This window comes from Cupriavidus phytohabitans, assembly GCF_017815025.1.
Lineage (GTDB): Bacteria > Pseudomonadota > Gammaproteobacteria > Burkholderiales > Burkholderiaceae > Cupriavidus.
In genome coordinates this window covers 15,218-40,253 of record NZ_JAGIQB010000004.1, presented here as the reverse complement: position 1 = coordinate 40,253, position 25,036 = coordinate 15,218, and the positions used below count along the sequence as shown (strand labels likewise).

The window sequence follows — 25,036 nt, the reverse complement described above, 5'->3', positions numbered from 1 at the left end:
AAAACCGTTGCGTGACATCCAGCACGGTTTGATGCCAGTCAAGCCCCTTCTCGCAGAGTGTCCGCATCATCACTGCAAGCGCCTGGTGCCAGTTCGCGCCCCACAAGCACCGCGACAACAGCTTTCCACAACCCGCTGAACCACGGCACCATGAAAGCAAGAAAATGGCTTTACCCCGCATTCGCGGCACTGCCGCTCTCGCTCTGGCTGGGACTTCCCCAGGCAGCCACCAACACGGCCAAGGCCGCGCCGAAGCCTGAAGCAAAAGCCGAACAGAAGGCGGCGATCCCCACGCTCACCGCGGCCGAGTTCGACCACGCCAGGCAGATCTACTTCGAGCGCTGTGCCGGCTGCCACGGCGTGCTGCGCAAGGGCGCTACCGGCAAGCCGCTGACACCCGACATCACCCGCGCGCGCGGCTCCGAATACCTGAAGACCTTCATCAAGTACGGCAGCCCGGCCGGCATGCCGAACTGGGGCACTTCCGGCGATCTCTCCGACAAGGAAGTCGACCTGATGGCCCGTTACATCCAGCTCGATCCGCCGACGCCGCCGGAATTTTCGCTGGCCGACATCGAGAAGAGCCGCAAGGACATCCTGCCCGTCGCGCAACGGCCGACGAAGAAGATGAACCAGTACAACCTGGACAACCTCTTCTCGGTCACGCTGCGCGACGCCGGCGAGGTCGCGCTGGTCGACGGCGACAGCAAGCAGATCATCAACATCGTCAAGACCGGCTACGCGGTGCATATCTCGCGCATGTCGGCGTCGGGCCGCTACCTTTACGTGATCGGGCGCGATGCGCGGCTGGACCTGATCGACCTGTGGCTGCCCAAGCCCGACATCGTCGCCGAGGTCAAGATCGGCATGGAAGCGCGCTCGGTCGAGACCTCCAAGTACAAGGGATATGAAGACAAGTACGCGGTGGCGGGCTCGTACTGGCCGCCGCAGTACGTGATCATGGAAGGCGACACGCTCAAGCCGCTGAAGGTGGTGTCCACGCGCGGCATGACCGTCGACAACGAGTACCACCCCGAGCCGCGCGTCGCCTCGATCGTCGCCAGCCACTTCCACCCCGAGTTCGTGATCAACGCCAAGGAGACCGGCAAGATCCTGATGGTCAACTACTCGGACTTGTCCAACCTGAAGACCACCACCATCGATTCGGCCAAGTTCCTGCATGACGGCGGCTTCGATTCCACCGGGCGCTACTTCCTGGTCGCGGCGAATGCTTCCGACAAGATCGCCGTGGTCGATACCAAGGAAGACAAGCTCGCCGCGCTGATCGAGGTGGGCAAGACCCCGCACCCGGGGCGCGGCGCCAACTTCACGCATCCGAAGTTCGGCCCGGTCTGGGCCACCAGCCACCTTGGCGATGAGACCATCAGCCTGATCGGCACCGATCCCGCCGGCCATGCGGCGCAGGCGTGGAAGGTAGTGCAGACGCTCAAGGGCCAGGGCGGTGGCTCGCTGTTCATCAAGACGCATCCCAAGTCCTCGAACCTGTGGGTCGATACGCCGCTGAATCCCGATGCCAAGCTGAACCAGTCGGTGGCGGTGTTTGATACGCGCAACCTGGAAGACGGCTTCAAGGTGCTGCCGGTCGCCGATTGGGCCGGGCTGAAGGGAGCCGGCGCCAAGCGGGTGGTGCAGGCCGAGTACAACAAGGCCGGCGACGAGGTCTGGTTCTCGGTCTGGGGCACCAAGGACGGCGAGTCCGCACTGGTGGTGGTCGATGACAAGACCCGCACGCTCAAGACCGTGATCAGGGACAAGCGCCTGATCACGCCAACCGGCAAGTTCAACGCCTACAACACGCAGCACGACGTTTACTAAAAACCCGCGGCACCGCACCGCTCTCTCGGTGCGGTGTCCGCTTCCATTCCCCCAACGGAGAAATTACGATGAAGCTCCCTACCCACCTGCGTGCGCGCCTGCCCGCGCTCCTGGCAGCCGCCGGCTGTGTCCTTTCGTTCGGCGCTGCCGTCCCCGGCGTAGCCCATGCCAGCCAGCAGCTTGCTTCCAGCAAAGCTTGCCTGTCCTGCCACGGCGTCGACAAGAAGCTGATCGGACCGGCCTTCAAGGACGTGAAGGCGAAGTACACGGGCAAGAAGGACGGGCAGGCGCATATGGTCCAGTCGATCCTGAAGGGCAGCAACGGCCAGTGGGGCGCGATGCCGATGCCGGCCAACGCCGTCAGCGAAGCCGAGGCCAATACGCTGGCCAAATGGATCCTGTCACTCTGATGACCCGGGCGTGGCGTGGCGCCACGGTGAACATGCTGGCCGCGGCGCTGCTGTCCGCGCCGGCCATGGCGCCGGCGCAGCCCACGCCCACGCACGCCCGGCAGGCGCAACTGGCGCACTGGCTGCGCGATGATTGCGGCGCCTGCCACGGCATGACGCTGCGCGGCGGCCTGGGTCCGCCGCTGACGCGCGAGGCGCTGGCGGGCAAGCCGCCGGAGAGCCTTGTCGCCACCGTGCTGTACGGGCGGCCCGGCACCGCCATGCCGCCCTGGCACCCCTTCATGACGCAGGATGAAGCCCAATGGCTGATCGAACGACTCCGGGCCGGCGACCCGCCGGCCGTCATGCCAGTCAACGCGGCACCGGCACGCTGATGCGCCGCCTTGCCGCCGCGCTCGCCTGCGCCGCCGCGCTGTTGGCCGGCTGTGCCGGGGCGGTGCGCGGCACCGGCGATCTCGGCGTGGTGGTGGAACGTGCCGCCGGCCGGCTGCAGATCGTGGAAACCACCGGCATGACGCGGCTGGCCACGGTCGACGGGCTGGGCGACCTGTCGCACGCCAGCGTGGTGTTCTCGCGCGATGCGCGCTACGCCTACGTCTTCGGCCGCGATGGCGGGCTCACGCGCGTGGACCTGCTGGACGCGCGCATCACGCACCGCATCCTGCAGGCCGGCAACAGCATCGGCGGCGCGATCTCGCAGGATGGCCGCGTGGTGGCCGCGCAGAATTACGCGCCGGGCGGGATCCGGCTGTTCGATGCCCGGACGCTTGAGCCGCTGGCGGACCTGCCGGCCATCGGCCAGGACGGGCGCCGCGCCAAGGTGGTGGGCCTGGCCGACCTGCCGGGCCGGCGCTTTGCCGCAAGCCTGTTCGAGTCCGGCGAGATCTGGATCATCGATGCCGCCGATCCGCGCCATCCGCAAGTGACGCGCCTGCCGGCCGGGCGCGAGCCGTACGACGGCCTGGTCACGCCCGACGGACGCTGGTACCTGGCCGGCCTGTTCGGCGAGGACGGGCTGGCGCTGGTCGACCTGTGGCAGGCGCCGCCGCAGGCGCGCCGTATCCTCTCCGGCTACGGCCGCGGCGGCCAGCCGCTGCCGGTCTACAAGATGCCGCACCTGCGCGGCTGGGCGATGGCGCAGGGCCAGGCATGGCTGCCGGCCATCGGCCGGCACGAAGTACTGGTCGCCGACCCGGCGCGCGGCTGGCAGCAGACCGCGCGCGTGGCGCTGGCCGGCCAGCCGGTCTTTGTCATGGCACGCCCGGACGGCCGGCAGGTCTGGGTCAACTTCGCTTTCCCGCACAACGACACCGTGCAGGTCATCGACACCGCCACGCGCGAGGTGGTACGCACGCTGCGACCTTGCCGCGGCGTGCTGCATATGGAATTCACGCCCAAGGGGGAGGCGCTGTGGCTGTCCTGCCGAGACGACAACCGCGTCGAGGTCTTTGACACCGGCAGCCTCGCGCGCATCGCCACGCTGCCGGCCGATAACCCCAGCGGCATCTTCTTCACCGCGCGGGCGCAGCGCTTCGGCATGTAAGGGGACGCCATGCTCGACGAACGCACCCTGTACAACACGCTGCAGCATGACTTCCCGCTGCAGCCCCGCCCCTACCAGGCGCTCGCGCAAGGACTCGGCCTGTGCGAGCACACGCTGCTGTCGCTGCTGGCGCGCGACCTGGGCGCGGGCCGGATCAGCCGCGTCGGCGCCGTGTTCGCGCCCAACGTGATCGGCGTCAGCACGCTGGCCGCGCTGAGCGTGCCGACGGCGCAGCTGGACCGCATGGCCGCGCGCATCAGCACCTGCGCCTCGGTCAGCCACAACTACGCGCGCAGCGGCCACGCATACAACCTGTGGTTCGTCGCGGGCGCGCGCGAGCGCAGCACGCTGGACGGCACACTGGCCGCCATTGCCGACATGGCCGGGCAAGTGCCGCTGGACCTGCCGATGGCGCGCGAATACCACATCGACCTGGGTTTTGCGCTCGGTACCGGCGACCGCCGCCGGCGCCGGATCGCCGCACCCGTGCCGCCGGTCGCGCTGGACGCGGATGACTGGCGCCTGGTGGCGGCGCTGGAGGCGGGCCTGCCGCTGACGCCGCGCCCGTTCCAGGAACTGGCGTTGCGCACGCGGCTGCCGATGCCGCGCGTCCTGGAGCGGATTGCGCAGTGGTCGGCACAGGGCGTCATCCGCCGGCTGGGCGTGGTGCTGCGCCATGGCCGCTTCGGCTACGGGCACAACGCCATGTGCGTGTGGAACGTGCCGGACGCCCGGGTCGACGCGATCGGCCTGCGCCTGGCGCGCCAGCCGCGCGTGACGCTGTGCTACCGGCGCGAGCGGCGTCTGCCGGCCTGGCCCTTCAACCTGTTCGCGATGATCCATGCCCGCGACGCGCGCGACCTGCAGCCGGCGCTCGACCACATCCGCGCCACCGTCGGGCTGGACCAGACGCCCGGCGCGGTGCTGGTCGGCACACGTTGCTACAAGCAGCGCGGCACGCGCTACGCCACGCAGGAGGCGGCATGAACATGGCAGCCGATGCCTGCGGCGGCGCGCTTGCCGACACCGGCGGCACCATCGATGCCACCGACCGCCGCATCATCAACGCACTGCAACGCGGCCTGCCGCTGGTGCCGCGGCCGTATGCCGAGGCTGCCGCCTCGCTCGGCATCGCGGAGGGCGACCTGCTGGCGCGGCTGCGCCGGCTGCTCGACCACGGTGTGCTGACACGATTCGGCCCGCTCTATCAAATCGAACGTGCGGGCGGCCGCTTTGTGCTGTGCGCCTGCCACGCGCCGGAACAGCGTCTCGACGCGGTGGCCGGCGCGATCAACGCCTTCCCGGAAGTCGCGCACCACTACCAGCGCAACCACCACCTGAACCTGTGGTTCGTGCTGGCGGTCGCGCGGGCCGACGAGGTGGCCCCGGCGCTCGCCCGCATCGCCGCCGCGGCGGGCGTCGAGATCCTGCCGTTTCCCAAGGAGCGCGAGTTCTTCGTCAACCTATATCTTCCCGCATGATGTCCGCCGACGCCCACGATGTCATCGATCTTGCCCTGATCCGCGCCACGCAGGCGGGCCTGCCGCTGGAGCCAGCGCCGTTCGCGGCAGTGGCCGCCATGCTGGGACTCGACGAGGCCGAAGTCATCGCCCGGCTGGCGGCGATGCAGGCGCGCGGCATGCTGCGCCGCATCGGCGCGGTGCCCAACCACTACCGGCTGGGCTGGCGCGCCAACGGCATGACGGTGTGGGACGTGGATGATCGCTGCGTCGATGCGCTCGGCGAACGCATCGGTGCGCTGCCCTTCGTCAGCCACTGCTATCTGCGCCCGCGCCGGCTGCCGCACTGGCCCTACAACCTCTTCGCGATGGTCCACGCGCGTACGCGCGCCGACGCGGCGCCGCAGATCGGCCGCATCGCGGCGCTGCTGGGCGGCGCCTGCCGCTCGCATGACGTGCTGTGGTCCACCCGCATCCTGAAGAAAACCGGCCTGCGCCTGCCGCCGGCCGGACCTGCCCCACAGGAGCCACGCTGATGTTCCGCCTGTCCCGCTTCATGGAAGCCCTGCGCGACGCCGGGCCAGTGCCGCCTGCCCGCAAGGCCGCCGGTCCGGTCGTGATCTGGAACCTGATCCGCCGCTGCAACCTCAACTGCCGGCATTGCTATGCCACCTCGGCCGATACCGATTTCAAGGGCGAGCTGGATACCGCCGAGGCGCTGCGCGTGCTGGCGCAATTGCGCGATGCGCGCGTGCCCGCGCTGATCCTGTCCGGTGGCGAGCCGCTGCTGCGGCCTGACCTGTATGACATCGCCGCCCATGCGCGCGTGCTTGGCTTCCACCTGTCGCTGTCGTCGAACGGCACGCTGCTCGATGCCGGCCATGCCGCGCGGCTGGCCGCCGCGGGCTTCGACTATGTCGGCGTCAGCCTGGACGGGCTGCCCGCCACGCACGACCGCTTCCGCCGCAGCAACGGCGCCTTCGCGCAGGCGCTGGCGGGCCTGCGCGCCGCGCGCGCCGCCGGCCTGCGCGTCGGCGTGCGCATGACGCTGACCGAAGCCAACGCCGCGCAGCTGCCCGACGTGGTGGCGCTGGCCGAAGGCGAAGGCATCGACAAGTTTTACCTGTCCCACTTCAACTACGCCGGCCGCGCGCGCAGCCATCGCGCCGAGGATGCACGGCATGCGCGCACGCGCGCCGCGCTGGACTGGCTGTTCGACCATGTCTGGGAGCGCACGCGCGCGGGCCATGCCGGCGACTTCGTCACCGGCAACAACGATGCCGACGGGGTCTACCTGCTGTACTGGATCGCTCAGCGCTTCCCGGACCGCGTCGCCGATATGCGCCGGCGGCTGGAACAATGGGGCGGCAACGCGACTGGCGTGGGCGTGGCCAATATCGACAACCTCGGCAACGTGCATCCCGATACGATGTGGTGGCACGTCACGCTGGGCAACGTGCGCGAACGGCCCTTCGGCGAGATCTGGGCGAGCCGCGCCGATCCCCTGATGGCGGGACTGGCCAGCCGGCCGCGTCCGTTGCAGGGGCGCTGCGCGGACTGCGCGCAGCGTGCCATCTGCAACGGCAATACCCGAGTGCGCGCGCTCGCACTGACCGGCAACGCGTGGGCGGAAGATCCGGGCTGCTACCTCAGCGACACCGAAATCGCCAACGCGCCCGGCACGGAGGTGGCGGCATGACGCGCATCGCCCGATGGCTCCTGTCCCTGGCGCTGGCCTGCGGCATGCAATCCGTATCCGCGCTCGATCCTGCCGCACTCTATGGCCAGCACTGCGCCGCCTGCCACGGCGCCGACCGCCTCGGCGGCATGGGCCCCGCGCTGCTGCCGGAAAGCCTGGAGCGGCTGCGTGCCAGCGAACTCGACACCGTGCTGCGCGACGGCCGCGCCGCGACGCAGATGCCGCCCTTCGGCGCCACGCTGGCGGCGCCGGAACTACAGGCGCTGGCGCGCTGGCTGCGTACGGCACCTGCCGCCGCGCCGCAATGGAGCGCCGAGGCGATCCGTGCCAGCCACGTGGTCACGCATGCGCCTGGCACGCTGCCGGCGCGTCCCGTGTTCAGCGCCGATCCGCTGAACCTGTTCGTGGTGGTCGAGGCAGGCAGCCATCACATGACCGTGCTCGACGGCGACCGGCTGGCACCGATCCATCGCTTTGCCACGCGCTTTGCGCTGCACGGCGGCCCCAAGTTCAGCCGCGATGGCCGCTATGTCTACATGGCCAGCCGCGACGGCTGGGTCAGCAAGTACGACCTGTGGAACCTGGCCTATGTCGCCGAGATCCGCGTCGGCATCAACACACGCAACGTTGCCGTCAGCGACGACGGGCGCTGGGTGCTGGCCGGCAATACACTGCCGCGCACGCTGGTGCTGCTGCGCGCCGACGACCTGTCGCTGGCGCGGGTGCTCGACGTCAGGGGCCGCAGCGGCGACGCCTCGCGGGTATCGGCGGTCTACGACGCGGCGCCGCGCCACAGCTTTATCGCGGCGCTGAAGGACATTGCAGAGGTCTGGGAAATCCCGTATGCCGATGCCGCCGGCAAGCCACTCCCGTCGCCGGCACCGCGTACGATCGTGCTGGACGACGTGCTCGACGACTTCTTCTTCGACCAGTCTTACCGGCACATCCTCGGCGCGTCGCGCAGCGGCGGCGGCCAGGTGATCGACCTCGACCAGGGCCGCAAGGTGGCCGCGCTGGCGCTCGGCGGCATGCCTCACCTCGGCAGCGGCATCACGTGGCAACGGGACGGCCATGAAGTGATGGCGTCGCCCGACCTCGGGCAAGGCCGCATTTCGGTGATCGACATGCAGGACTGGCACACCGTCGCCACCATCCCGACCAACGGCGCGGGCTTCTTCCTGCGCAGCCACGAGAACAGCCGCTATGCCTGGGCCGACGCGATGATGAGCCCGCGGCGCGACACGCTGCAGGTGATCGACAAGCAGACCCTGCAGGTCGCCGGCAGCGTCACACCCAGTCCGGGCCGCACCGCCGCGCACGTGGAGTTCACGCGCGACGGGCGCCATGCGCTGGTCAGCCTGATGGAGCGCGACGGCGCGATCGTGGTCTATGACGCCGCCACGCTGCAGGAAGTGAAGCGCATCCCGATGGACAAGCCCATCGGCAAGTACAACGTCTACAACAAGACCACGCGTTCGGCCGGCACCAGTCATTGACGCCATGCCGCGCGCACGCAGGAGTCCCTCGCATGAACTCTCCCCTCAAGCCCGGCAAGGTCTGGCTGGTCGGCGTCGGCCCCGGCAGCCCCGACCTGGTCACCGTGCGTGCGGTACGCGCGCTCGCATCCGCCGACGTATGGCTGGTCGATGACCTGGTCGCGCCGGAGATGTCCTGCTATGCCCGGCCCGGCACGCATGTCGAGTGGGTCGGCAAGCGTGGCGGCCGCTGCTCGGTCACCCAGGCGCGCATCCAGCAGCTGACACTGCAGCACGCGCTGGCCGGGCGCACCGTCGCGCGCGTCAAGGGCGGCGATCCGCTGCTGTTCGGCCGCGGCGGCGAAGAGGCCGCCTTCCTGCGCGCGCACGGCGTGCCGGTGGAAGCGGTCAACGGCATCAGCAGCGGCATGGCGGCGGCGCAAGCCCTCGGCGTCGCGCTGACCCACCGCGCCCACTGCCACGGCGTGACCTTCGTCACCGGGCACACCAGCGAACACGGCTCGCCCGACTGGGAGGCACTAGTGCGCGGCGGCACCACGCTGGTCATCTACATGGGCATGAGCCGGCTCGCCGCGATCCGCGACGGGCTGCTGGCGGCCGGCATGCGCGCCGACATGCCGGCGGCGGTGGTGATGCATGCCGGCGGCGCGGAGGAGCGTTCGTGGACTGGCACGGTGCAGGCGCTGGCTGATGCGCTAGCTGCCGGGCTGGCCAGCCCGGCGGTGGTGCTGGTGGGAGGCGTGATGGCGGAGGCGATGCCGCAGGAGATGGCGCTCTCATCCGCCGCGCCGCTGGAGTAGCATGGTGCCGCGCGACCGGCCCGGGCCGCGCCATACCGACAGGCACGACCATGCTCACCAAGGCTCTCACCGCATTCCTCCTGATGGCGCTTTGCGTATCGATTCACGCGATCGGCATCCTGGCGGCCTTTCACTGGCTCAAGTGGCGGATCCCGCCGGGGCCGCGCTACTTCTGGCGCGCCACGCGCGCGCTGATCAGCCTGGCGGCTTGCACGATCCTGCTGCACCTGCTGCAGATCGTGGCCTGGGGCCTGTTCTACTACTGGCGCGCGGGGCTGCCCGACCTGCATACGGCGCTCTACTTCAGCGCAGTGACCTACACCACCACCGGCTATGGCGACGTGGTGCTGCCGCAGCCATGGCGCCTGGTCGGCGGCGTGGAAGCGCTGACCGGCATCCTGATGTGCGGCCTGTCGACCGGTTTGTACTTTGCTTTCTTCTCCAGGGTGGTGACCAACGCGCTGCACCATCGGGAAAGCGAAGGCCCCGCGCAAGGCGGGGCCGGGGCTTGATGCTCGAGGCCGGGGCGGGGCGAGCCGTCCCGCCCCGCGCGCCAGCCGCTTAGCGCGCCGCCGAAGCAGTCAGCCAGCCTTCTTCGGCGCTCGCGGCCGCGACCTGCCTGGCGATCGAATCACCCAGGCGCGTAGCATCCGCATTGACCGAGTCATGCGTGAGTTCCGTGGCGCCGCGCACACCGGCCCCGCCGGCAGCCGCCATCGCTACATGTCCGGCCGCGGCGCCGATGCCGGCGGTTTCCGCCACGCCCGGGATATGGCCGCTGTCGGCATCGGCGACGAAGCTCTGCAGCGGGACCGGGGCGCCGTTGGCGGGCTTGTACGAGATGCGCACGTCGGCGCCGACTTCGCTCTTGCCGGCGCCCAGGCCGATCAGCAGGCGGCGCCGGCCGCTGCCTTCGTCGATCTTGCGGAAATCGCCCTCGACGATCAGTGCGCTGGCACCAGCCGGCGCCGGCGCATCGGAACGCACGGCATTCAGGCCCATGCCGCGCAGCTGGCGCACGACCTCGTTGGCGACCTGCTCGCGCGCTTCAGCCGCGGTCTGGCCCTGGGCGTCGGCCGACGAGCCGCCGGTGGCCATCATCCTGACCTTCTGCACCAGGCCGCCGTCGAGCTTCACCTGCCCGGCATCGGCCTCGAACGCGTGGACGTAGATCACGTCGGCGTGCACGGCCTGCATCAGGCCCATCTGGTTGATGCCGGTAACACCTGCGTTGGCGCAGCCGGCGCCGAGCATGGCAGTGGCGGCGAATGCGGCGATGGTCAGGCGCTTGGTTTGCTTGGCGATGGTCTGGAGAGCGTTGCGCATATCAGTTCCTTTGGGTTGGCGATTCGTGCCGTCAGTGGTCTGGAAGAGCTGTCACCGACTTTGTTGCATCAGGGAATCGCAAACCATCGGGAGCGTCTTGCCGCGCTGCCTGGTTCGGTGTTGCCGTGTGGCATCGCGGTGACGGGAGTATGGGAAAAACCCGCGCGCGGCGCCATGTGGGAATTATTTCGCGCCATGTCACGGCGCGGCGGGCCGGGCAGCAAGGGGGGGCGCTACGCCGGTGACTGCAGCGGCAGCGCCACCACCGCTTCAAGCCCGCCGCCATCGCGCGGGCGGAACTGCAGCGAGCCGCCGTGCAGCCGCGCGATGCGCTCGACGATGGCCAACCCAAGCCCTGTGCCGCCCGCGTGGCCGCGCGCATTGGCGCCGCGGCTAAAGGGCGCCTTGAGCTGCTCCAGCTCATGCGCGGCGATGCCGGTGCCGCGATCGCCGACCGCCACGTAGGCGCACGCGGCATCGCGCCAGGTGCGCACGCTGAAGCCTGACTTGCCGTAGACGACAGCATTCTGCATCAGGTTCATCAGCAGCCGCATCAGGCTGACAGGGCGATAGGGAACCGGCGGCAATTCGGCCAGCGACAGCTCGAACTCATGCCCCAGTCCGGCGAAGTCGGCGGCGAGCTGCGACACCAGCGCGTTGACGTCGCCGGGCTGCGGCTGCTCTTTTTCGCCGCTGCCGGCGTAGTCCATGAACTGCTGCAGGATGGTCTCGATGTGGTCCAGGTAGCCCTCGGCCGAGGCCACGAACGCGTCGTCGGCGCCGCGCGGGATGGACATGGCCATGGCCAGGCGCAGCTTGGTCAGTGGCGTGCGGATGTCGTGCGAGACACCCGCCAGCATCAGTGCCCGCGTCTGCTCGGCCTGCTGCAACGCCTGCGTCATCTGGTTGAAGGCGCCGCTGACCTGGGCAATCTCGGTCGGGCCGTCGGTCGGCAGTGGTGGCGGTGTCGATCCGGCGCGAATGTCCTGCGCGGCACGCGCCAGGTCCTGCAGCGGCCGGTTCAGGTGGCGCTGGATCAGGTAGCCGGTCAGTGCCGCGAGCAGCGCCAGCGCGGTCGACAGCGCCAGCGCCGTGGCGATGCCGCCGGCGCGCACGTCCTCGCTGATCGGCAGGCCGATCCAGCGGGGTTGGCCGCCCACATGCATGCGAATCCAGAGTTGCTCGGCCTCGCCGGCCTGCCATCGCACCGGCATGTCGGCGGGCAGGTGGCGCCGCAGCGCCTCCATGAAGACATCGCGTTGCCAGGTGCGCAACAGGTGCTGCAGGTCGGCCGCGGGTTTCGCGGCGGCATGCTCGGGCTCTTGCGCCTGCGCACCCATGCGCGTGGCCGCGACACCGCTGGGGTCAAGCGGTATTGCCGCCACCACGCGGTCGAGCGTGCGCACGTAATCGGCAAAGACAATGGCGGCGCGCTCGATGCGCGGGCGCTGCACGTAATGCAGCAGCACCGTCAGCGAGCACGCCTGGGTGACGGCCACCAGCGCCACCAGCAGCAGGATATTGCGCGCCAGCAGCGAGCGCGGCAGCAGGCGCCTGAACATGGGCGACGAACGCGTCACGATTCCACACCGGCGACCAGCATGTAGCCAACGCCCCACACGGTCTTGATAAAGCGCGGCTTGGACGGATCGTCTTCGACGATCTGGCGCAGCCGCAGGATCTGCACGTCGATGCTGCGGTCGAGCGCGTCATGGTCGCGCCCGCGCGCCCGCGCCAGCAGGTTCTCGCGGCTGACCGCACGGTTCGGCGACGATCCCAGCGCGTGCAGCAGCAGCATCTGCGCCGAATGCACTTCGACCGGCTCGCCGCCGCGCAGCAGCGTCTGCTTGCCGACATCGAAGGTGAAGTCGCCGAAGCGCAGCCTCTGCGTGGTCACGGTGGGGTCGCCGGCCGACATCTTCTGCCGGCGCAGCAGCGCGCGGATGCGCGCCACCAGTTCGTCCGGCACGAAGGGCTTGGCGAGGTAGTCGTCGGCACCCGTTTCCAGGCCGGCGACACGGTCCATCGGGTCGCCCCTGGCCGTCAGCATCAGGATCGGCAGCGTGTGGCCCTCGGCCCGCAGGCGCTTGCAGATGGTGAGGCCGTCCTCGGGCTCCATCATCAGGTCGAGCACCAGCAGGTCGTGCGGCTCGCGCTGCAGGTACTTGTCGAGCTGCTTGCCGTCGGCCACCGCGCGCACGCGGAAGCCGTGCCCGGTCAGGAAGCGTTGCAGCATGTTGCGCAGCTCGGCTTCATCGTCGAGCACGACAATCCTGTTCACCTGTTCCATCACGGGTCTCCGGCGATGCCGGCGTGCCGGCGGCTTGCTGTCCCAACTTTCAGCGCCAGGCTTCAGCGCATGACATCAGCGCATGACATCAGCGCATGACATCAGCGCATGACATCAGCGCATGACATCAGCGCGACATCATCCTCTGCTTCATGAACGCCTCGATCTGCGGCAGCGTCACGTAGCCCAGCCGCTGCGTATCGATCTGGTCGAAGTGGCTCGCGACCATCGGCATGCCGGCCTGCGCCTGCTCGCGGGTCAACTTGCCGTCCCGCGTGGTGTTCGCGCCGGCGAAACGCTCCTGCAGCTGCTGCAACGCACGCTCGGCCCGTACTCCACCGGCGCCTGCCGCTGCGGGCAGCTCGGCACTTTGTGCCCAGGCGCCTGCAGAAACAATACACAACATAAGCACTGCAATCATCTTCTTCATGGTGGACTCCGTGGGACGGCCGGCGCCGCCGGCGATAGTCAGGGCAGTTGGCAAGGGGAAATCGATGGGGGAAGCACGTCGATGCGCTCAGACCACGTGGGCGGGCACCCACACACCGCCGGCCCAGTGGCCGGGGATCATGACGGCCGGGCGGCCGACGTAGACCGCGCGCGGTGCGAAATAGGCGGTGCGCGGCACCGGTGCGGCGACCACGACACGGACCGGCGGCGGCGGGGCAAGCACGACCTTAGCGGGCGGCAGCACGTACACCGTGGCGGGCGCCGGGGCCGGCACGTAGACCGGCGCCGGGGGCGGCGGCGTGACCACCACCGGCGGCGTGCCGACCGCCACCACCGTACCCGCCGTACCCGCCGTGCCGACGGCAGCCACAGTGCTTACCGTTCCGACCGTGGCGACTGTCGTGCCGCCGGTCGCTACCGCCGCGCCGTGGACCACCGTAGTGCCGCCGCCGGTGGTCACGACCCCAGGCGCCACGCTGGTGGCGCTGCCCGAGTGCGTGACGGTACCGCCCTGCGCACCGGTCACGGTACCCGAGCGGTAGCAGGTCGAGCCGGCGCAGCTGGTCGAAGCGGCGTGCCCGTAGCTATTGCCATTTGCGCCAGTGACGGTGCCGGACGATGAGTACTGCCCCATGCCTTCGCGGGTCAGGCTGCCAGAGGTGGTGGCAGTCTGGCCATTGGGGCCGGTCAGGTCGCCGCTGTGCGAGCAGGTGCCGCCTGCGCAACTGGTGCTGCCGTCGTGCTGCACCGAGCGGCCGTCGGGACCGATGGCGGTGCCGCTGTTGCTGAACTGGCCCGGCGCGCTGCGTGTGACGGTGCCGGTGTTGGTGGCCAGGCCGCCACGCGGGCCTTCGATGCCGCCGGCGTGCGAGCAGCTGCCGCCACCACAGGCGCCGATATGCCCGGTGTTGAACGTGCCGCGCGGCGTGCAGGCCGTGCCGTGCCCGCCAAATGCGGCAAAGGCGGGCGTGCTCGACAGGATCACCAGCGCACCGCCGGCAATGCCGAGCAGGCGGGGCAGGCGCAGCTTGCGAGTCGGGCGCAGGGAGCTTTCGGTATGGGCGGGGCGTTTCGTCATGGCAGGTCCTTCTGGTTCGGTTCATGCCGCGCACCGTGTCGCGGCGACGGTCGGACTATAGGCAAGCGACCACGGCTTTTCGCGGTGGAAAAGATGTCGCGGTGTTACACCGCCCGCGGCCCGCCACGCATGACATACGGCGAAATAATTGCTGCATGGCGCCGCAAGGGTCCAGCCACTACCTTTGCCTCACCGACGCAGCAAGCAGCCAACCCCGCAAGCCAAGCGTCCCACTTCACCGCACTGGACCCGACATGCACAACCTCGGAAAATTCACGCTCTACGTCACGGCGTTTATCGTGGCGGTATCGCTGGTCGAAGCCTTCGTTCTGGCACGCAAGGCGAACCGCCAGGGCAAGGCCTACCCCTGGCATGAAGTCGCCCTGTCGCTGGCCGACCTGGCAGGCCGCAAGCTGCTGGCGCTGCTGCCGCTGTCGCTGGCCACGCCGGTGTTCGCGTTTGCCTGGCAGCACCGCATCTTCACGGTCGAGATCAACAGTGCGCTGGCCGTGCTGCTGCTCTTTCTCGGACAAGAGTTCTGCTACTACTGGTACCACCGCGCCTCGCACCGCATCCGCTTCTTCTGGGCCACGCACGCGGTACACCACTCACCGAACGAGCTGACGCTGGGCACCGCCTATCGCCTGGGCTGGACCGGCAAGATCACCGGCACCGCCATCTTCTTCGCGCCGCTGGTTTTCCTGGGCGTTCGTCCCGACGTGGTGCTGGCCACGGTGAGCCTGAACCTGCTGTACCAGTTCTGGCTGCATACCACCTGGATCCCCAAGCTGGGCTGGCTCGAATACGTGTTCAATACCCCGTCGGCACACCGCGTGCACCATGCTTCGAACATCGACTACCTCGATGCCAACTTCGGCGGCGTGCTGATCATCTTCGACCGCCTGTTCGGTACCTATGTGGAAGAGCGTGAAGAAGAGCCCTGCCGCTTCGGACTGGTCCACCCGACCACCACGCACAACCCGCTCGTCAACCAGTTCGAGCACTGGGTCAGCCTGTTCGGCGACATGGCCAGGGCCGGCAGCGTGACCAAGGCAATCGGCTACCTGGTGATGCCCCCGGGCTGGACGCCGGACGGCAGCGGCGACACCACCGAAAGCCTGCGCCAGCAGGCCCAGGCGGAGCGGGCGGTGGCGGTGAACGCAAGCTGAACGGAATCCACGGAAGAAAAGCGCAGCGCGGCCTTGCCGCGCTGCGCTTCGTTGTTGTTTGCGAGGCGTCCCGCCGAAGCTCGCCGCAACGCAGCGTCGGCCTAGCCTTCTGCCAGCAGCGCGCGCAGCTGTGCCTTGGCCACCTTCTCCAGCGTCGAGCGCGGCAGACTGTCCACCAGCCGGATTTCGCGCGGCTGCTTGAAGTCGGCGAGCTGCGCCGCGCACACCTGTGCGATGCGCGCCGGCAGGCCGCCTTCGGGAGCCGGCGCGGCGATGACGAACGCAACCGGCACCTCGTCCAGCATCGGATGCTTGCGGCCGACCACCGCCACCTCGGCGACGCCCGGCACGGCCGCGATCACGCGCTCGATCTCGGACGCGGCGACGTTCTCGCCGCCCACCTTTAGCATGTCCTTGGCGCGGTCGGCAAAGTAGAGGGCGCCGTCGTGTCCCAATCGCACGCGGTCTCCGGTGATAAACAGCCCGTCATCGCGGAAGGCTGCGGCGGTGGCCTCGGGGTCGTTGGCGTATTCCAGGAACAGAGAGACGCCGCGCCGGCCGCGCACGTACAGGTCGCCGGTCTCGCCGGGCGCGACCGGCCTGCCGTCGGCATCGAGCACATGGATCTCGTAGCCCGGCGCGGGCCGCCCCATCGATAGTGGCGGATTGGGACGGTGCACCGAGCCGATGGTGCCGTGCGTGATGGTCTCGGTCATGCCCCACCAGCCGATGGTCTTGACGCGGAAATGCGCGTCGGTCGGCGGCGAGCTCACGCCGCTGCCCCACAGCCGGTAGCTGTGCCGCGGCGGCACCGGATGCGCCAGCAGCGCGCGCACGCAGAACGGCACCATCGAGGTCCAGGTGCAGCGATGCCGCAGCGACACCGGCCAGAATCGCGAAGCCGAGAAGCGCGGCAGCAGCACCGCCGTGCCGCCGACCCATAGCGAGGCCAGCACCGAGTAGACCTGCGCGTTGGTATGGAACAGCGGCAGGTGGACCAGGTGGACGTCGTCCGGGCGCAGGTCTTCGTGCTGCGCGCACAGCCGCGCGCCCCACAGCGCATTGGCATGGGTCCACAGCACCGCCTTGGGCCGCGAGGTGGTGCCCGAAGTGTACTGGATGCCGAACGGCGCCATCGGGTCGTGCGGGCGCTCGGCCAGGGTGGCCGGGTCCGCTTCGACCTGGTCGAAGCGCAGGAAGCCGTCGCCGGGCGCGACAGCCGGCGCGCCGTTGTCGGTGGCGGTGACCGCGATCCACGCCAGCGCCGGCCCGGCGTCCCGCACCTGCGCGGCGAAGCGCGGCTGCGTGATGCCGGCCACCGCGCCGCTGTGGCGGGCGAAGTAGGCCAGCTCGTCGGCGCTCGAGCGGGTATTGGTGGTGACCGGCACCGCGCCGGCGTAGGCGCAGCCCAGCCACGCGATCACCGATTCCGGACAGTTGTCCAGGTGCACCAGCACGCGCTCGCGCGGCTGCACGCCGCGTGCTTGCAGGCCGGCGGCAAAGCGGCGCACGGCCTGGCCGAAGGCGGCATGGGTCCAGGTGCGGCCCTCGCCTTCGAACGGCTCCCACACCAGGAACGGGTGGGCGCCGCGCAGCGCGGCCTGTTCGTCGACCAGGGTGCGGATATCGGCATTCTCAAACGGCGTGAGCGCGGTGAGCGGCATGGGATTCTGGGTCATGAGGGGGCGGCTTCCGGTTGCGGCGGCGCGGGATGCGCAGGGGCCAGTATCGCGAAGCTGCGCCGCCGCACGACTCGTCGGAAGCGACGATATGGGCCGCCGGCGCCGCATGGGCGGAATCCACGGCGCCCGCGCTGGTCGAACTGCTCAGCATCGTCCCGATACCAGACACCCTGTCCTCAACCCGCCATGCAACGCGTGCTCCTCATCCTCGGCTGCCTGCTGATCGCCGCCGCAGCAGCCTGGCCCTGGCTGTCTAAGCTGCCGTTCGAGCGCCTTGGCCGCCTGCCCGGCGACATCCATATCGTCCGCGACGGCTTCAGCTTCTACCTCCCGATCACGACCTGCATCCTGGTGTCGGTGGTGGTCTCGATCGTGATCTGGCTGCTGCGGCGCTGACCCCGCGCCACCGGAATCAGGCCGACCGAGCGTCGGTGCGGAACACCGCCATCGCGCGCTGCATCTGCTGCGCCTGCGCCTGCAGCGACTGCGCCGCGGCGGCCGCCTCCTCCACCAGCGCCGCGTTCTGCTGCGTGACCTGATCCATCTGCGCCACCGCCTGGTTGACCTGCGCGATGCCGCTGCTCTGCTCGCGCGAGGCATGGCTGATTTCGTCCATCATCGCCGTCACGCGCCGGATCGCGGCCACGGTGCTGTCCATGCTGGCGGTGGCATCCACCGCCAGCGACGTGCCAGAGGCCACCCGCTGCGCGGACTGCGAGATCAGCGTGCCGATTTCCCTGGCCGAGTTGCCGGCGCGCTGCGCCAGCCCGCGCACCTCGGGACGCCACCACGGCGAAGCCGCGGCCGGCCTCGCCCGCGCGGGCTGCCTCCACCGCCGCGTTCAGTGCCAGGATATTGGTCTGGAAGGCAATGGCATCGATCACCGCGATGATGTCGACAATGCGGCGCGAATCGGCCTCGATGTCCTGCATGGTCTGCTGCATGCGCCCTACCGCGGCGCCGCCGGCCAGCGCAATGTCCGACGCTTCGCGCGCGAGCTCGCTGGCCTGTGCGGCACTGCCGGCGTTCTGCTGCACAGTGGCGGTGAGCTGCTCCATGCTGGCCGCGGTCTGCTCCAGCGACGAGGCCTGCTCCTCGGTGCGCTGCGACAGGTCGATATTGCCCTGCGCGATCTCGCCGGCGGCAGCCAGCACGTTGTGCGCGCCGGCCTTGGTATCGCCGATCAGCCCGCGCCAGCTGTCCACCAGCGACAGCAGGTGGCGCTTGACTTCGCTGAACTCGTCGCGGCCGTGCACCGCCATGCGCAGGCTCAGGTCGCCGGCATTGATGCGGTCGACCATGTTCCCCACGGTGCGCACGTCGCCGCGCATGCCGCGGCTGAAGCCGCCGAACAAATAGAAGGCAAGGGCCAGCGCGACCACGCCCAGCGCCGCCAGCAGCGCGAACTGGCGCCGCTGCGCGGCGATGCGTTGCGCCAGCATGGCGCCGGCGATCGCCGAAAACTCGTTGTTGGCGGCCAGCACGCCGTTGATCGCCGCGCTGGCTTCATCGAAATAGGTCTTGGCGTCGATGCCAATGCCGCTGGCGCCGAGCATCCGCACCTTGAGCGTGCGGTAGAAGTTGTCCATCGCCGCCAGCTGCTGCATGGCCGCGTCGACCTGCGGCTGGTATGCCGGCGCATGCCTGCCCACGCGCGCGACATCGCGCCGGACGGCTTCCAGGCCTTCCTGGATCTGCTCGGCGAGCGCACCCAGGTTGGCCTGCTGCGCGGCATCGGCATAGCCGCCCTGCGCGATGATGCCAGCGCCGCGCCCGCGCGCCAGCGCGCTGTGCTCGGCCAGGCGCGGCATCGGGCCAACCATCAGGCTGATCAGGTAGTACGCGCCGGCTTCGCCGTCGAGGGCGAGCTCTGAGCGCTCGGCCACGTCGGCGATGAACAGCTGTGTCTGCCTGACCAGCGCGCTGTGACGCTCGAACAGCGGGCCGGGCGTGGTGTTCAGGCCGAGGCCCCGGAGGTGCTGCCAGTCCTGCTCCAGCTTGCGCGCCGCTGGCTCGAGCGCAAAGCCGGGATTGGCGATGGTGGCGCGCAGCAGTTCGGCGAGGTTGGCCGCGGCCTTGCCGTCGGCCGCGTCGAAGGTCGGCCGGAAGCCGGCGTTGCCGGCCAGTACGGTGTTCGCGGCACCGCGCCGGACCTGCGTCTCGCGCATGAAGTCGAGCGCGTGGCCGACGATGGCCAGGCCGCGCCGTTCGCTGTCGGTGGTGCGGATCGACTGCGCCGAGCCATGCAGCACGACGTACATTGCCCCGCACAGCGGCACGAGGAACAGCACTGCGATCAGGGTCAGTTTCTGGTTGATGTTCAGGCGCGCCATCAGGCGCTCGGCGGGGCGGAAAAAGGCGGTCATCGGCTCGGCTGGACTGGCAGGAAAGGGCTGGCAAGGGATTGGCTTTCCCCCCGGCTATCGGTTGCGTTTTCCAGGCCTGAAGCAAGAATTCCGATCATTTTGACGATGCGCAAACGGGGTGCAGAAAATGCCCCGCATCAGGGCAAAATGCACGCGCCGGGGGCAGGAAATCGTGCTTGCACGCGCAGCGACGGCGATGCCGCCGGAGCGCTTCGCGCAGTCGCCGCGAGCGTCGCCTATCGCTTTCCGGCCGTGGATTTGCCGGCCGCGGCCTGTGCCTGCCTGCGCCGCGCGCGCGGGGGCTGCACGCCAGCCATGGCAGGCACAGCCTCGCGCATCGCATCGATGAACAACCTGAGCCTGGCGGGGTAGAAGCTGGCGTAGGGATAGACCAGGTAGACCGGCAGCGGCTCGGCCTGCCACTCGGGCAACAGGTGCAGCAGATCGCCGCGCGCGATGTCGTCGGCGAAGATCCACGCCGAGCCCACGCCGACGCCCAGCCCTTGCAACGCGGCAGCGCGCAACGCGTACAGGCTGTCGGTACTCAGCCGCGGCCGGAACCGGAGTTCGCGGCAGTCGCCGCTGGCCGCGTGCGACAGCGTCATCGCCTGGCGGTAGAAGGTGTGCAGCGCCAGCCAGGGCAGCGCCTCCAGTTCCTCGGGCTGGCGCGGCAGCCGCCGGCCTTCGAACAGCGCCGGCGCGGCAACCGCCAGGCGCGGCACTTCGGCCAGCCTGACAGCAACCATTCCAGGCTCGCGTACCTCCCCGACATGCACGGCGCAATCGATGGCCTCGGCGATGAAGTCCGGGGTGCGGTCATGCAGCAGCCACTCCACCGCGACCTGGCCGTACTGGCGCATGTAGGCTGCCAGCGGCGGCACCATCAGGTCCTGGCCGAAGGCATGCGGCACCACCACGCGCAGCGTGCCTTCGGGCGCGTAGCCGGCGCCGCGCAGGTCAGCCTCAAGCGTCGCCCAGTCGCCGACCAGCGCCTTGGCGCGCTCGTAGCAGCGCTCGCCGTCTTCGGTCAGCTTCATCGCATGCGTGGAGCGCTGCAGCAGGCGCACGCCCAGTTGCCGCTCCAGCGCCTGCAGGCGGCGGCTGACCGTGGGCTGCGTGGTCCGCAGTTGCGCGGCGGCCTGCGACAGGCTGCCCCCCTCCACGATGCGCACGAAGGTCTGCAGCAGTTCGATGCGGTCGGCGCCGGCGCTGGCCGGAGCAGGTTCCAGGCTGTCGGCCCGTGCCTTGGGCACTGCGATGGTTCGCGGTCTGGTCATGCGCGCCTCGTATAGCCGTTGTTCACCGCACACCTCTACCAGAAAAGGCGGGGGCGGGACAACATCTGCATCCATCGCATCCATCGCATCCATCGCACAGATTGCATCGATTGCACCGATTGCGGATCTGCCTTTTTCAACGAAATCACCTGATTCAGGGATACCGACCATGTCCTGCCTTTCCACCTCGCCCGCCACTGCGGCCGCGACGCCATCGCCGGCCCCGGCGCCGGCACTGCCGGCGCGCCTGGTATTGATGCTTGCCACTGCCGCCGGCCTCGCCGTCGCCTCGCTGTACTACAGCCAGCCCATGCTCGGCATCATGGGGCCGGACCTGCACACCTCCGGCACGGCTGTTGGCGCCATCCCGACGCTGACGCAGCTTGGCTATGCGCTGGGCATCCTGCTGCTGGCACCGCTCGGCGACCGCTTCGACCGCCGCCGCATCATCCTGGCCAAGTCGGCGGCACTGGCGGCCGCCCTGCTGCTGGCCGGGCTGGCGCCCGGCATCGGCATGGTGCTGGCGGCGAGCCTGGCCATCGGCCTGTCCGCCACGATGGCGCAGGACATCGTGCCCGCCGCGGCGGCGCTGGCGCCCGACGCGCAGCGTGGCAAGGTGGTGGGCACGGTCATGACCGGGCTGCTGCTCGGCATCCTGCTGTCGCGCGTGGTCAGCGGCTTTATCGCCGCGCATTTCGGCTGGCGCGCGATGCTGATCGCCGCCGCCGGCAGCATCGCCGCGATGGCGCTGGTGGCGCAGCGCAGCCTGCCGCGATTCGCCCCGACCGCGGTGATGCCCTACCGCGCGCTGCTCGGCTCGTTGCTGACGCTGTGGCGCCGGCATGGCGACCTGCGCCGCGCCGCGCTGGCGCAGGCGTTGCTGTCGGTCGGCTTCAGCGCGTTCTGGTCGACGCTGGCGGTAATGCTGCATGGCGCCCCGTTCCACCTTGGCAGCGAAGCCGCCGGCGCGTTCGGGCTGGCCGGTGCGGCAGGCGCGCTGGGCGCCCCGATCGCCGGCCGCATCGCCGACCACCGCGGCCCGCAGGCGGTGACCCGGCTCGGCGCCGCGCTCGCCGCGCTGTCCTTTGCCGCCATGCTGCTGGCGCCATGGCTGTCGCCGCAGGCGCAACTCGGGCTGCTGGTGGCCGCCGCCGTCGGCTTCGACCTGGGCGTGCAGGTGACGCTGGTCGCGCACCAGACCATCGTCTATGGCATCGACCCGGGCGCGCGCAGCCGGCTGAACGCGGTGCTGTTCGTCTGCATGTTTGCCGGCATGGCGGCAGGTGCGGCGCTCGGCAGCCTGGCTCTGGCGCATGCCGGCTGGACGGGCGTGGCAGCGCTCGCCACGGCCACGTCCCTGGCCGCGCTGGCGGTGCGGATGCTGCCGTCAGGAAACGGGGGGCGCTGATCCCCCGAACGGGGGTTATTTCCGGGTTTTATCGCCTTTTTGCCACTTCTGTCAGCTTTTGGCGTGCGTACGCTACAATGCGCGGCGTCGGCCGACGGGGCTGACCCGATCGAGGAGAAAACAAGAAATGAAATCCGGAAAGGTGGTATTGGCACTGGCGCTGGCCAGCCTGCTGGCGGGGTGTGAATCGATGGACGGGGCCATGTCAGGCATCAGCGGCGCGCTGGACAGCACGGGCGACGTGCTCAGCGGAGACTTCCGCATGCTGGCGGATCCGAAGCAGGCATCACTGGGCGATATCTGGACAGACTGGAAGAAGAACGAGATCACGGCCAAGAAGAAGTGGGACCAGCAGGCGATCCTGGTGTCGGGCACGGTTACCCGCATCACCCGGGTCGACGGGCTGGCCGGCGTGTCGAGCGACAAGATCGCGGTCTACTTCAAGGATTCGGTCAACCCGAGCTGCACCGGCAAGGCGCTGATGCGGGACGCGCTGATGGTCAACCAGAAGAAGATCAGCAACCTGTCGACCGGCGACAAGATCAATGTCACCGGCCTGCTGGCCACGAGCGACTCGGAATGGGCGCAGAACAGCAACACCGAGTGCTATTTCGCCTTCAGCAAGTCGAAGATCGAACCGGCACCGGCCACCACCGCGAGCGCCGCAGCGCCGGCCAGGGCGGCGGCGAGCAGCAAGACGGCCAAGACCTCGTCGACGAAGCCTGCCACCAAGAAGTAGCAAGCAAGGCTTCCAGCGGGCGGTGACGGAGGGCTGCTCCGCTCATCGCCCGGCCTGCGCCCTGGCATGCAGCCGCCACGGCACGATCATGCCGTGGGTGCCAGCGCCTCCCCTTCCTCGCCGTCCTCCTCTTCCGCCGGCGGCGCGAGCGGCAGCTCGATCGTCAGCGTGGTCTGGCCCGGCACCGATTGCAGTTGCAGCCGCCCGCTGATCGCTGCCGCACGCACCTGCATATTGCGCAGCCCGCGCCCGCCGCGCGTGGCGCCGGTGTCGAAGCCGCGCCCGTCATCGGCCAGCCTGATGCGGATCACCTGCGCCACCGGGTCGGCATGCGCGGCCAGCGTGATCGCGCTGGCGTTGGCGTGCTGCAGCACGTTGGTGATGCCCTCGAGCAGCAGGTACTGCAGCTCCTGCACCTTGCGCGCGGTGAAGTGGGGCAGCACCGGCAGCCGCTCGACCTGCCAGTGGATGGCGATGCCGGCCTCTTCGATGCGCGGCCCCAGCCGGTAGCGCAGGTTGCCCAGCACCGCCGCGAGGTCGCCGCCGGTGTCCTGCATGGCATCGATGGAGAGCTTGAGCGAGTCCAGCGCATGCCGCACCTGCCCGGCGATTTGCGCGCGGCTGGGCTGGCCCGACTCCAGCATCGACAGCGTGGTGACCAGCTGGCTGCCGAGGCCGTCGTGCATGTCGCGCAGGATGCGGCTGCGCTCGCGCAGCGCGGTCTGCTCGGCGGCGATCTTCTGCGCGCGTGCGAATACCGCGCGCAACTCGGCCTCGCGCTGCGCCACGCGTTCGCTCAGCACCTGGTTGGCGCGCTGCAGGCTGCGCACCGCGCTGGTATAGCGCTCCACCAGCATCCACGCCATCACCACGCTGAACGGCACCGAGACGTAGCGGGTCATCGAGCGCACCCAGTAGTAGTCGCCGGTCAGCCACACGCGCAGCCAGTCGCCCAGGAACAGCACCGCCGACACGCCCACGGTGGCGGCCAGCAGCCTGGCCTCGCGGCTCGGATGCCGCAGCGCGGCCCACACCAGCGCAACCGACACCGTCAGGATGATGCCGACCTTGGCCAGCCAGCTCAGTGGGAACACCAGTGGATGGCTCGACAGCGCGGCCAGCGGCGCCAGCACCGGCAGCGCCAGCCACAGGTAGGCGTTGAGCGTGCGGTGCAGCCAGCGCCAGGGCACGCGGATCACCAGCAGGCAGAATTTGGCGATGGCGCCGAGGAAGACCTCGCGCGCGGCGGCGACGATATAGCCCCGCAGCTCCGGCGGCAGTGCCAGGTCATCGACGAAATAGTCGAGCAGCCGAATGCTCCAGGCGATCTCGGCCAGGCCGTACAGGCCGAACAGCGGATCGCGCTGGCGCCACCAGATCAGCAGCGCGATGGTGCCGAGCACGGCGCTGAGGACGGCAACGATGAAGGGCCCGGCCACGCGCGCCATGAACGCGTCCTGGTAGCGCGCGCGCACCGCCTTGGCCGGCCCCACCGTGACCGGCAGCAGGCCGGCTCGTGAAAACGCGCGCGCCGCCACCGTGATGCGCAGCGTATTGCCGTGCTCGCGCACCAGCTCCGGCGGCAACGGCACATAGTACGGGCGCTTGGCCAGCGCGGATGACGGCGCGGTCAGGCTGCCGCCAGACGCGACCAATATGCCGTTCAGGCGCACCTCGTAGCTGCCGCCCGCCCACGGCACGAACAGCCCTGCCGCTGCCGCCGCCGGCCAGCCGCGGTCGAAGCGCAGGTCGTAGACCGCCGTGCCGGACTTGCCCGGCAGCGCACGGTCCCAGTAGTCCGGCAGCGTCAGCGGCTGCGCCGGCAGCACGCTGCCGTCGCGCAGCGTGGCGCTGCGCACGGCCCGCGCCAGCTCCACCAGCCCGTCGCTTGCGGCCGGCGCGGCGCCGCGGGCCGGCGACGCCAGCCACGACAGCGGCAGCAGTACGGCAAGCAACGCAAGCACGGCAAGCACGGTCCGGGTGAGTCGCAGCCAGGTTGGCGGCATG

At 69.8% G+C, this 25,036-nt stretch carries 24 protein-coding genes; 15 read left to right on the top strand and 9 right to left on the bottom strand.

Features of this window, described 5'->3' with window-relative positions:
• The first annotated feature begins 150 nt into the window (after positions 1-150).
• The 11 genes from J8I34_RS03735 to J8I34_RS03685 all read left to right on the top strand — a co-directional run bounded on the left by J8I34_RS03735 (position 151) and on the right by J8I34_RS03685 (position 9,756).
• Entirely contained in the window at positions 151-1,836 is a 1,686-nt protein-coding gene (locus J8I34_RS03735) for a nitrite reductase (RefSeq protein WP_209805364.1), read from the top strand.
• Positions 1,837-1,904: 68 nt separating this feature from the next.
• Positions 1,905-2,246 (top strand): c-type cytochrome, encoded by a 342-nt coding sequence (locus J8I34_RS03730; RefSeq protein ID WP_209771312.1) that lies wholly within the window; start codon positions 1,905-1,907, stop codon positions 2,244-2,246.
• The gene (locus J8I34_RS03725; RefSeq protein ID WP_305826377.1) at positions 2,228-2,620 is read left to right on the top strand and encodes a c-type cytochrome; all 393 of its coding nucleotides are present in this window, start codon (positions 2,228-2,230) and stop codon (positions 2,618-2,620) included. Before J8I34_RS03730 ends, J8I34_RS03725 begins: the two co-directional genes overlap by 19 nt.
• Positions 2,620-3,789, top strand: coding sequence for a cytochrome D1 domain-containing protein (locus J8I34_RS03720; protein ID WP_209805438.1), 1,170 nt, complete (start codon positions 2,620-2,622; stop codon positions 3,787-3,789). Before J8I34_RS03725 ends, J8I34_RS03720 begins: the two co-directional genes overlap by 1 nt.
• Positions 3,790-3,798: 9 nt before the next feature.
• Positions 3,799-4,776, top strand: coding sequence for a siroheme decarboxylase subunit beta (gene ahbB / locus J8I34_RS03715; RefSeq protein ID WP_209805363.1), 978 nt, complete (start codon positions 3,799-3,801; stop codon positions 4,774-4,776).
• Positions 4,777-4,778: 2 nt separating this feature from the next.
• Complete coding sequence (locus J8I34_RS03710) at positions 4,779-5,270, top strand: Lrp/AsnC family transcriptional regulator (protein WP_232232314.1); 492 nt, start codon at positions 4,779-4,781, stop codon at positions 5,268-5,270.
• Positions 5,270-5,785 (top strand): siroheme decarboxylase subunit beta, encoded by a 516-nt coding sequence (ahbB, locus tag J8I34_RS03705; protein ID WP_209805437.1) that lies wholly within the window; start codon positions 5,270-5,272, stop codon positions 5,783-5,785. Before J8I34_RS03710 ends, ahbB (J8I34_RS03705) begins: the two co-directional genes overlap by 1 nt.
• Entirely contained in the window at positions 5,785-6,948 is a 1,164-nt protein-coding gene (gene nirJ, locus J8I34_RS03700; RefSeq protein ID WP_209805362.1) for a heme d1 biosynthesis radical SAM protein NirJ, read from the top strand. The genes ahbB (J8I34_RS03705) and nirJ overlap by 1 nt, the downstream gene beginning before the upstream one ends.
• Positions 6,945-8,444 carry a nitrite reductase gene (locus J8I34_RS03695; RefSeq protein ID WP_209805361.1) on the top strand — a complete coding sequence of 500 codons (1,500 nt, stop codon included), beginning with the start codon at positions 6,945-6,947 and terminating at the stop codon, positions 8,442-8,444. Before nirJ ends, J8I34_RS03695 begins: the two co-directional genes overlap by 4 nt.
• A 32-nt stretch (positions 8,445-8,476) precedes the next feature.
• Positions 8,477-9,244, top strand: a complete 768-nt coding sequence (gene cobA, locus J8I34_RS03690; RefSeq protein WP_209805360.1) for a uroporphyrinogen-III C-methyltransferase — start codon at positions 8,477-8,479, stop codon at positions 9,242-9,244.
• 50 nt (positions 9,245-9,294) lie between these two features.
• Positions 9,295-9,756 carry a potassium channel family protein gene (locus J8I34_RS03685; RefSeq protein WP_209771279.1) on the top strand — a complete coding sequence of 154 codons (462 nt, stop codon included), beginning with the start codon at positions 9,295-9,297 and terminating at the stop codon, positions 9,754-9,756.
• 49 nt (positions 9,757-9,805) lie between these two features.
• On the opposite strand, the gene J8I34_RS03680 is transcribed toward J8I34_RS03685, so the two are convergent.
• From J8I34_RS03680 to J8I34_RS03660, 5 genes are all read right to left on the bottom strand, one after another.
• Entirely contained in the window at positions 9,806-10,570 is a 765-nt protein-coding gene (locus J8I34_RS03680) for a DUF4410 domain-containing protein (RefSeq protein WP_209805359.1), read from the bottom strand.
• A 233-nt stretch (positions 10,571-10,803) separates the two neighbouring features.
• Positions 10,804-12,132 carry an ATP-binding protein gene (locus J8I34_RS03675; RefSeq protein WP_209771689.1) on the bottom strand — a complete coding sequence of 443 codons (1,329 nt, stop codon included), beginning with the start codon at positions 12,130-12,132 and terminating at the stop codon, positions 10,804-10,806.
• Positions 12,133-12,146: 14 nt separating this feature from the next.
• Complete coding sequence (locus J8I34_RS03670; protein ID WP_029045351.1) at positions 12,147-12,860, bottom strand: response regulator; 714 nt, start codon at positions 12,858-12,860, stop codon at positions 12,147-12,149.
• A gap of 127 nt (positions 12,861-12,987) precedes the next feature.
• Positions 12,988-13,290: an EF-hand domain-containing protein gene (locus tag J8I34_RS03665; RefSeq protein ID WP_209771273.1), complete on the bottom strand. Its 303-nt coding sequence runs from the start codon at positions 13,288-13,290 to the stop codon at positions 12,988-12,990.
• Positions 13,291-13,377: 87 nt separating this feature from the next.
• Positions 13,378-14,388 carry a hypothetical protein gene (locus J8I34_RS03660; RefSeq protein WP_209805358.1) on the bottom strand — a complete coding sequence of 337 codons (1,011 nt, stop codon included), beginning with the start codon at positions 14,386-14,388 and terminating at the stop codon, positions 13,378-13,380.
• A gap of 254 nt (positions 14,389-14,642) precedes the next feature.
• On the opposite strand from J8I34_RS03660, the gene J8I34_RS03655 reads away from it, so the two are divergent.
• Positions 14,643-15,557 carry a sterol desaturase family protein gene (locus tag J8I34_RS03655; RefSeq protein ID WP_029045348.1) on the top strand — a complete coding sequence of 305 codons (915 nt, stop codon included), beginning with the start codon at positions 14,643-14,645 and terminating at the stop codon, positions 15,555-15,557.
• A gap of 101 nt (positions 15,558-15,658) precedes the next feature.
• Here J8I34_RS03655 and J8I34_RS03650 read toward each other — a convergent pair whose 3' ends face one another.
• A complete protein-coding gene (locus J8I34_RS03650; protein WP_245175755.1) occupies positions 15,659-17,236 on the bottom strand; it encodes an AMP-binding protein in 1,578 nt (525 codons plus the stop codon).
• A gap of 189 nt (positions 17,237-17,425) precedes the next feature.
• Here J8I34_RS03650 and J8I34_RS03645 point away from each other — a divergent pair, with 189 nt between their 5' ends.
• Positions 17,426-17,635, top strand: a complete 210-nt coding sequence (locus tag J8I34_RS03645; RefSeq protein ID WP_029045346.1) for a DUF2905 domain-containing protein — start codon at positions 17,426-17,428, stop codon at positions 17,633-17,635.
• On the opposite strand, the gene J8I34_RS35725 is transcribed toward J8I34_RS03645, so the two are convergent.
• Both J8I34_RS35725 and J8I34_RS03635 read right to left on the bottom strand, forming a co-directional pair.
• Positions 17,563-19,605, bottom strand: coding sequence for a methyl-accepting chemotaxis protein (locus J8I34_RS35725; RefSeq protein WP_500784418.1), 2,043 nt, complete (start codon positions 19,603-19,605; stop codon positions 17,563-17,565). The genes J8I34_RS03645 and J8I34_RS35725 overlap by 73 nt on opposite strands.
• Positions 19,606-19,841: 236 nt before the next feature.
• On the bottom strand, positions 19,842-20,882 hold the full coding sequence (locus J8I34_RS03635; RefSeq protein ID WP_209805357.1) for a LysR family transcriptional regulator: 1,041 nt from the start codon (positions 20,880-20,882) through the stop codon (positions 19,842-19,844).
• A gap of 169 nt (positions 20,883-21,051) precedes the next feature.
• Between J8I34_RS03635 and J8I34_RS03630 the strand changes: the two genes are divergently transcribed.
• Both J8I34_RS03630 and J8I34_RS03625 read left to right on the top strand, forming a co-directional pair.
• The gene (locus J8I34_RS03630) at positions 21,052-22,290 is read left to right on the top strand and encodes an MFS transporter (protein ID WP_035876799.1); all 1,239 of its coding nucleotides are present in this window, start codon (positions 21,052-21,054) and stop codon (positions 22,288-22,290) included.
• A 127-nt stretch (positions 22,291-22,417) separates the two neighbouring features.
• Positions 22,418-23,029, top strand: a complete 612-nt coding sequence (locus J8I34_RS03625; protein ID WP_209805356.1) for an OB-fold protein — start codon at positions 22,418-22,420, stop codon at positions 23,027-23,029.
• 86 nt (positions 23,030-23,115) lie between these two features.
• On the opposite strand, the gene J8I34_RS03620 is transcribed toward J8I34_RS03625, so the two are convergent.
• The gene (locus J8I34_RS03620) at positions 23,116-25,035 is read right to left on the bottom strand and encodes a sensor histidine kinase (RefSeq protein WP_245175754.1); all 1,920 of its coding nucleotides are present in this window, start codon (positions 25,033-25,035) and stop codon (positions 23,116-23,118) included.
• Position 25,036: the final 1 nt, after the last annotated feature.

Excerpts from the sequence above, each read along its gene's own strand:
- J8I34_RS35725 (WP_500784418.1), bottom strand. The coding sequence starts at position 19,605 with ATGACCGCCTTTTTCCGCCCCGCCGAGCGCCTGATGGCGCGCCTGAAC.
- J8I34_RS03655 (WP_029045348.1), top strand. The coding sequence starts at position 14,643 with ATGCACAACCTCGGAAAATTCACGCTCTACGTCACGGCGTTTATCGTG.
- J8I34_RS03625 (WP_209805356.1), top strand. The coding sequence starts at position 22,418 with ATGAAATCCGGAAAGGTGGTATTGGCACTGGCGCTGGCCAGCCTGCTG.
- J8I34_RS03725 (WP_305826377.1), top strand. The coding sequence starts at position 2,228 with ATGGATCCTGTCACTCTGATGACCCGGGCGTGGCGTGGCGCCACGGTG.
- J8I34_RS03670 (WP_029045351.1), bottom strand. The coding sequence starts at position 12,860 with ATGGAACAGGTGAACAGGATTGTCGTGCTCGACGATGAAGCCGAGCTG.
- ahbB (WP_209805437.1), top strand. The coding sequence starts at position 5,270 with ATGTCCGCCGACGCCCACGATGTCATCGATCTTGCCCTGATCCGCGCC.
- J8I34_RS03695 (WP_209805361.1), top strand. The coding sequence starts at position 6,945 with ATGACGCGCATCGCCCGATGGCTCCTGTCCCTGGCGCTGGCCTGCGGC.
- J8I34_RS03645 (WP_029045346.1), top strand. The coding sequence starts at position 17,426 with ATGCAACGCGTGCTCCTCATCCTCGGCTGCCTGCTGATCGCCGCCGCA.
- cobA (WP_209805360.1), top strand. The coding sequence starts at position 8,477 with ATGAACTCTCCCCTCAAGCCCGGCAAGGTCTGGCTGGTCGGCGTCGGC.
- J8I34_RS03650 (WP_245175755.1), bottom strand. The coding sequence starts at position 17,236 with ATGACCCAGAATCCCATGCCGCTCACCGCGCTCACGCCGTTTGAGAAT.
- J8I34_RS03630 (WP_035876799.1), top strand. The coding sequence starts at position 21,052 with ATGTCCTGCCTTTCCACCTCGCCCGCCACTGCGGCCGCGACGCCATCG.
- J8I34_RS03730 (WP_209771312.1), top strand. The coding sequence starts at position 1,905 with ATGAAGCTCCCTACCCACCTGCGTGCGCGCCTGCCCGCGCTCCTGGCA.
- J8I34_RS03685 (WP_209771279.1), top strand. The coding sequence starts at position 9,295 with ATGCTCACCAAGGCTCTCACCGCATTCCTCCTGATGGCGCTTTGCGTA.
- J8I34_RS03720 (WP_209805438.1), top strand. The coding sequence starts at position 2,620 with ATGCGCCGCCTTGCCGCCGCGCTCGCCTGCGCCGCCGCGCTGTTGGCC.
- J8I34_RS03665 (WP_209771273.1), bottom strand. The coding sequence starts at position 13,290 with ATGAAGAAGATGATTGCAGTGCTTATGTTGTGTATTGTTTCTGCAGGC.
- J8I34_RS03635 (WP_209805357.1), bottom strand. The coding sequence starts at position 20,882 with ATGACCAGACCGCGAACCATCGCAGTGCCCAAGGCACGGGCCGACAGC.
- J8I34_RS03620 (WP_245175754.1), bottom strand. The coding sequence starts at position 25,035 with ATGCCGCCAACCTGGCTGCGACTCACCCGGACCGTGCTTGCCGTGCTT.
- J8I34_RS03735 (WP_209805364.1), top strand. The coding sequence starts at position 151 with ATGAAAGCAAGAAAATGGCTTTACCCCGCATTCGCGGCACTGCCGCTC.
- ahbB (WP_209805363.1), top strand. The coding sequence starts at position 3,799 with ATGCTCGACGAACGCACCCTGTACAACACGCTGCAGCATGACTTCCCG.
- J8I34_RS03710 (WP_232232314.1), top strand. The coding sequence starts at position 4,779 with ATGGCAGCCGATGCCTGCGGCGGCGCGCTTGCCGACACCGGCGGCACC.
- J8I34_RS03660 (WP_209805358.1), bottom strand. The coding sequence starts at position 14,388 with ATGACGAAACGCCCCGCCCATACCGAAAGCTCCCTGCGCCCGACTCGC.
- nirJ (WP_209805362.1), top strand. The coding sequence starts at position 5,785 with ATGTTCCGCCTGTCCCGCTTCATGGAAGCCCTGCGCGACGCCGGGCCA.
- J8I34_RS03680 (WP_209805359.1), bottom strand. The coding sequence starts at position 10,570 with ATGCGCAACGCTCTCCAGACCATCGCCAAGCAAACCAAGCGCCTGACC.
- J8I34_RS03675 (WP_209771689.1), bottom strand. The coding sequence starts at position 12,132 with ATGTTCAGGCGCCTGCTGCCGCGCTCGCTGCTGGCGCGCAATATCCTG.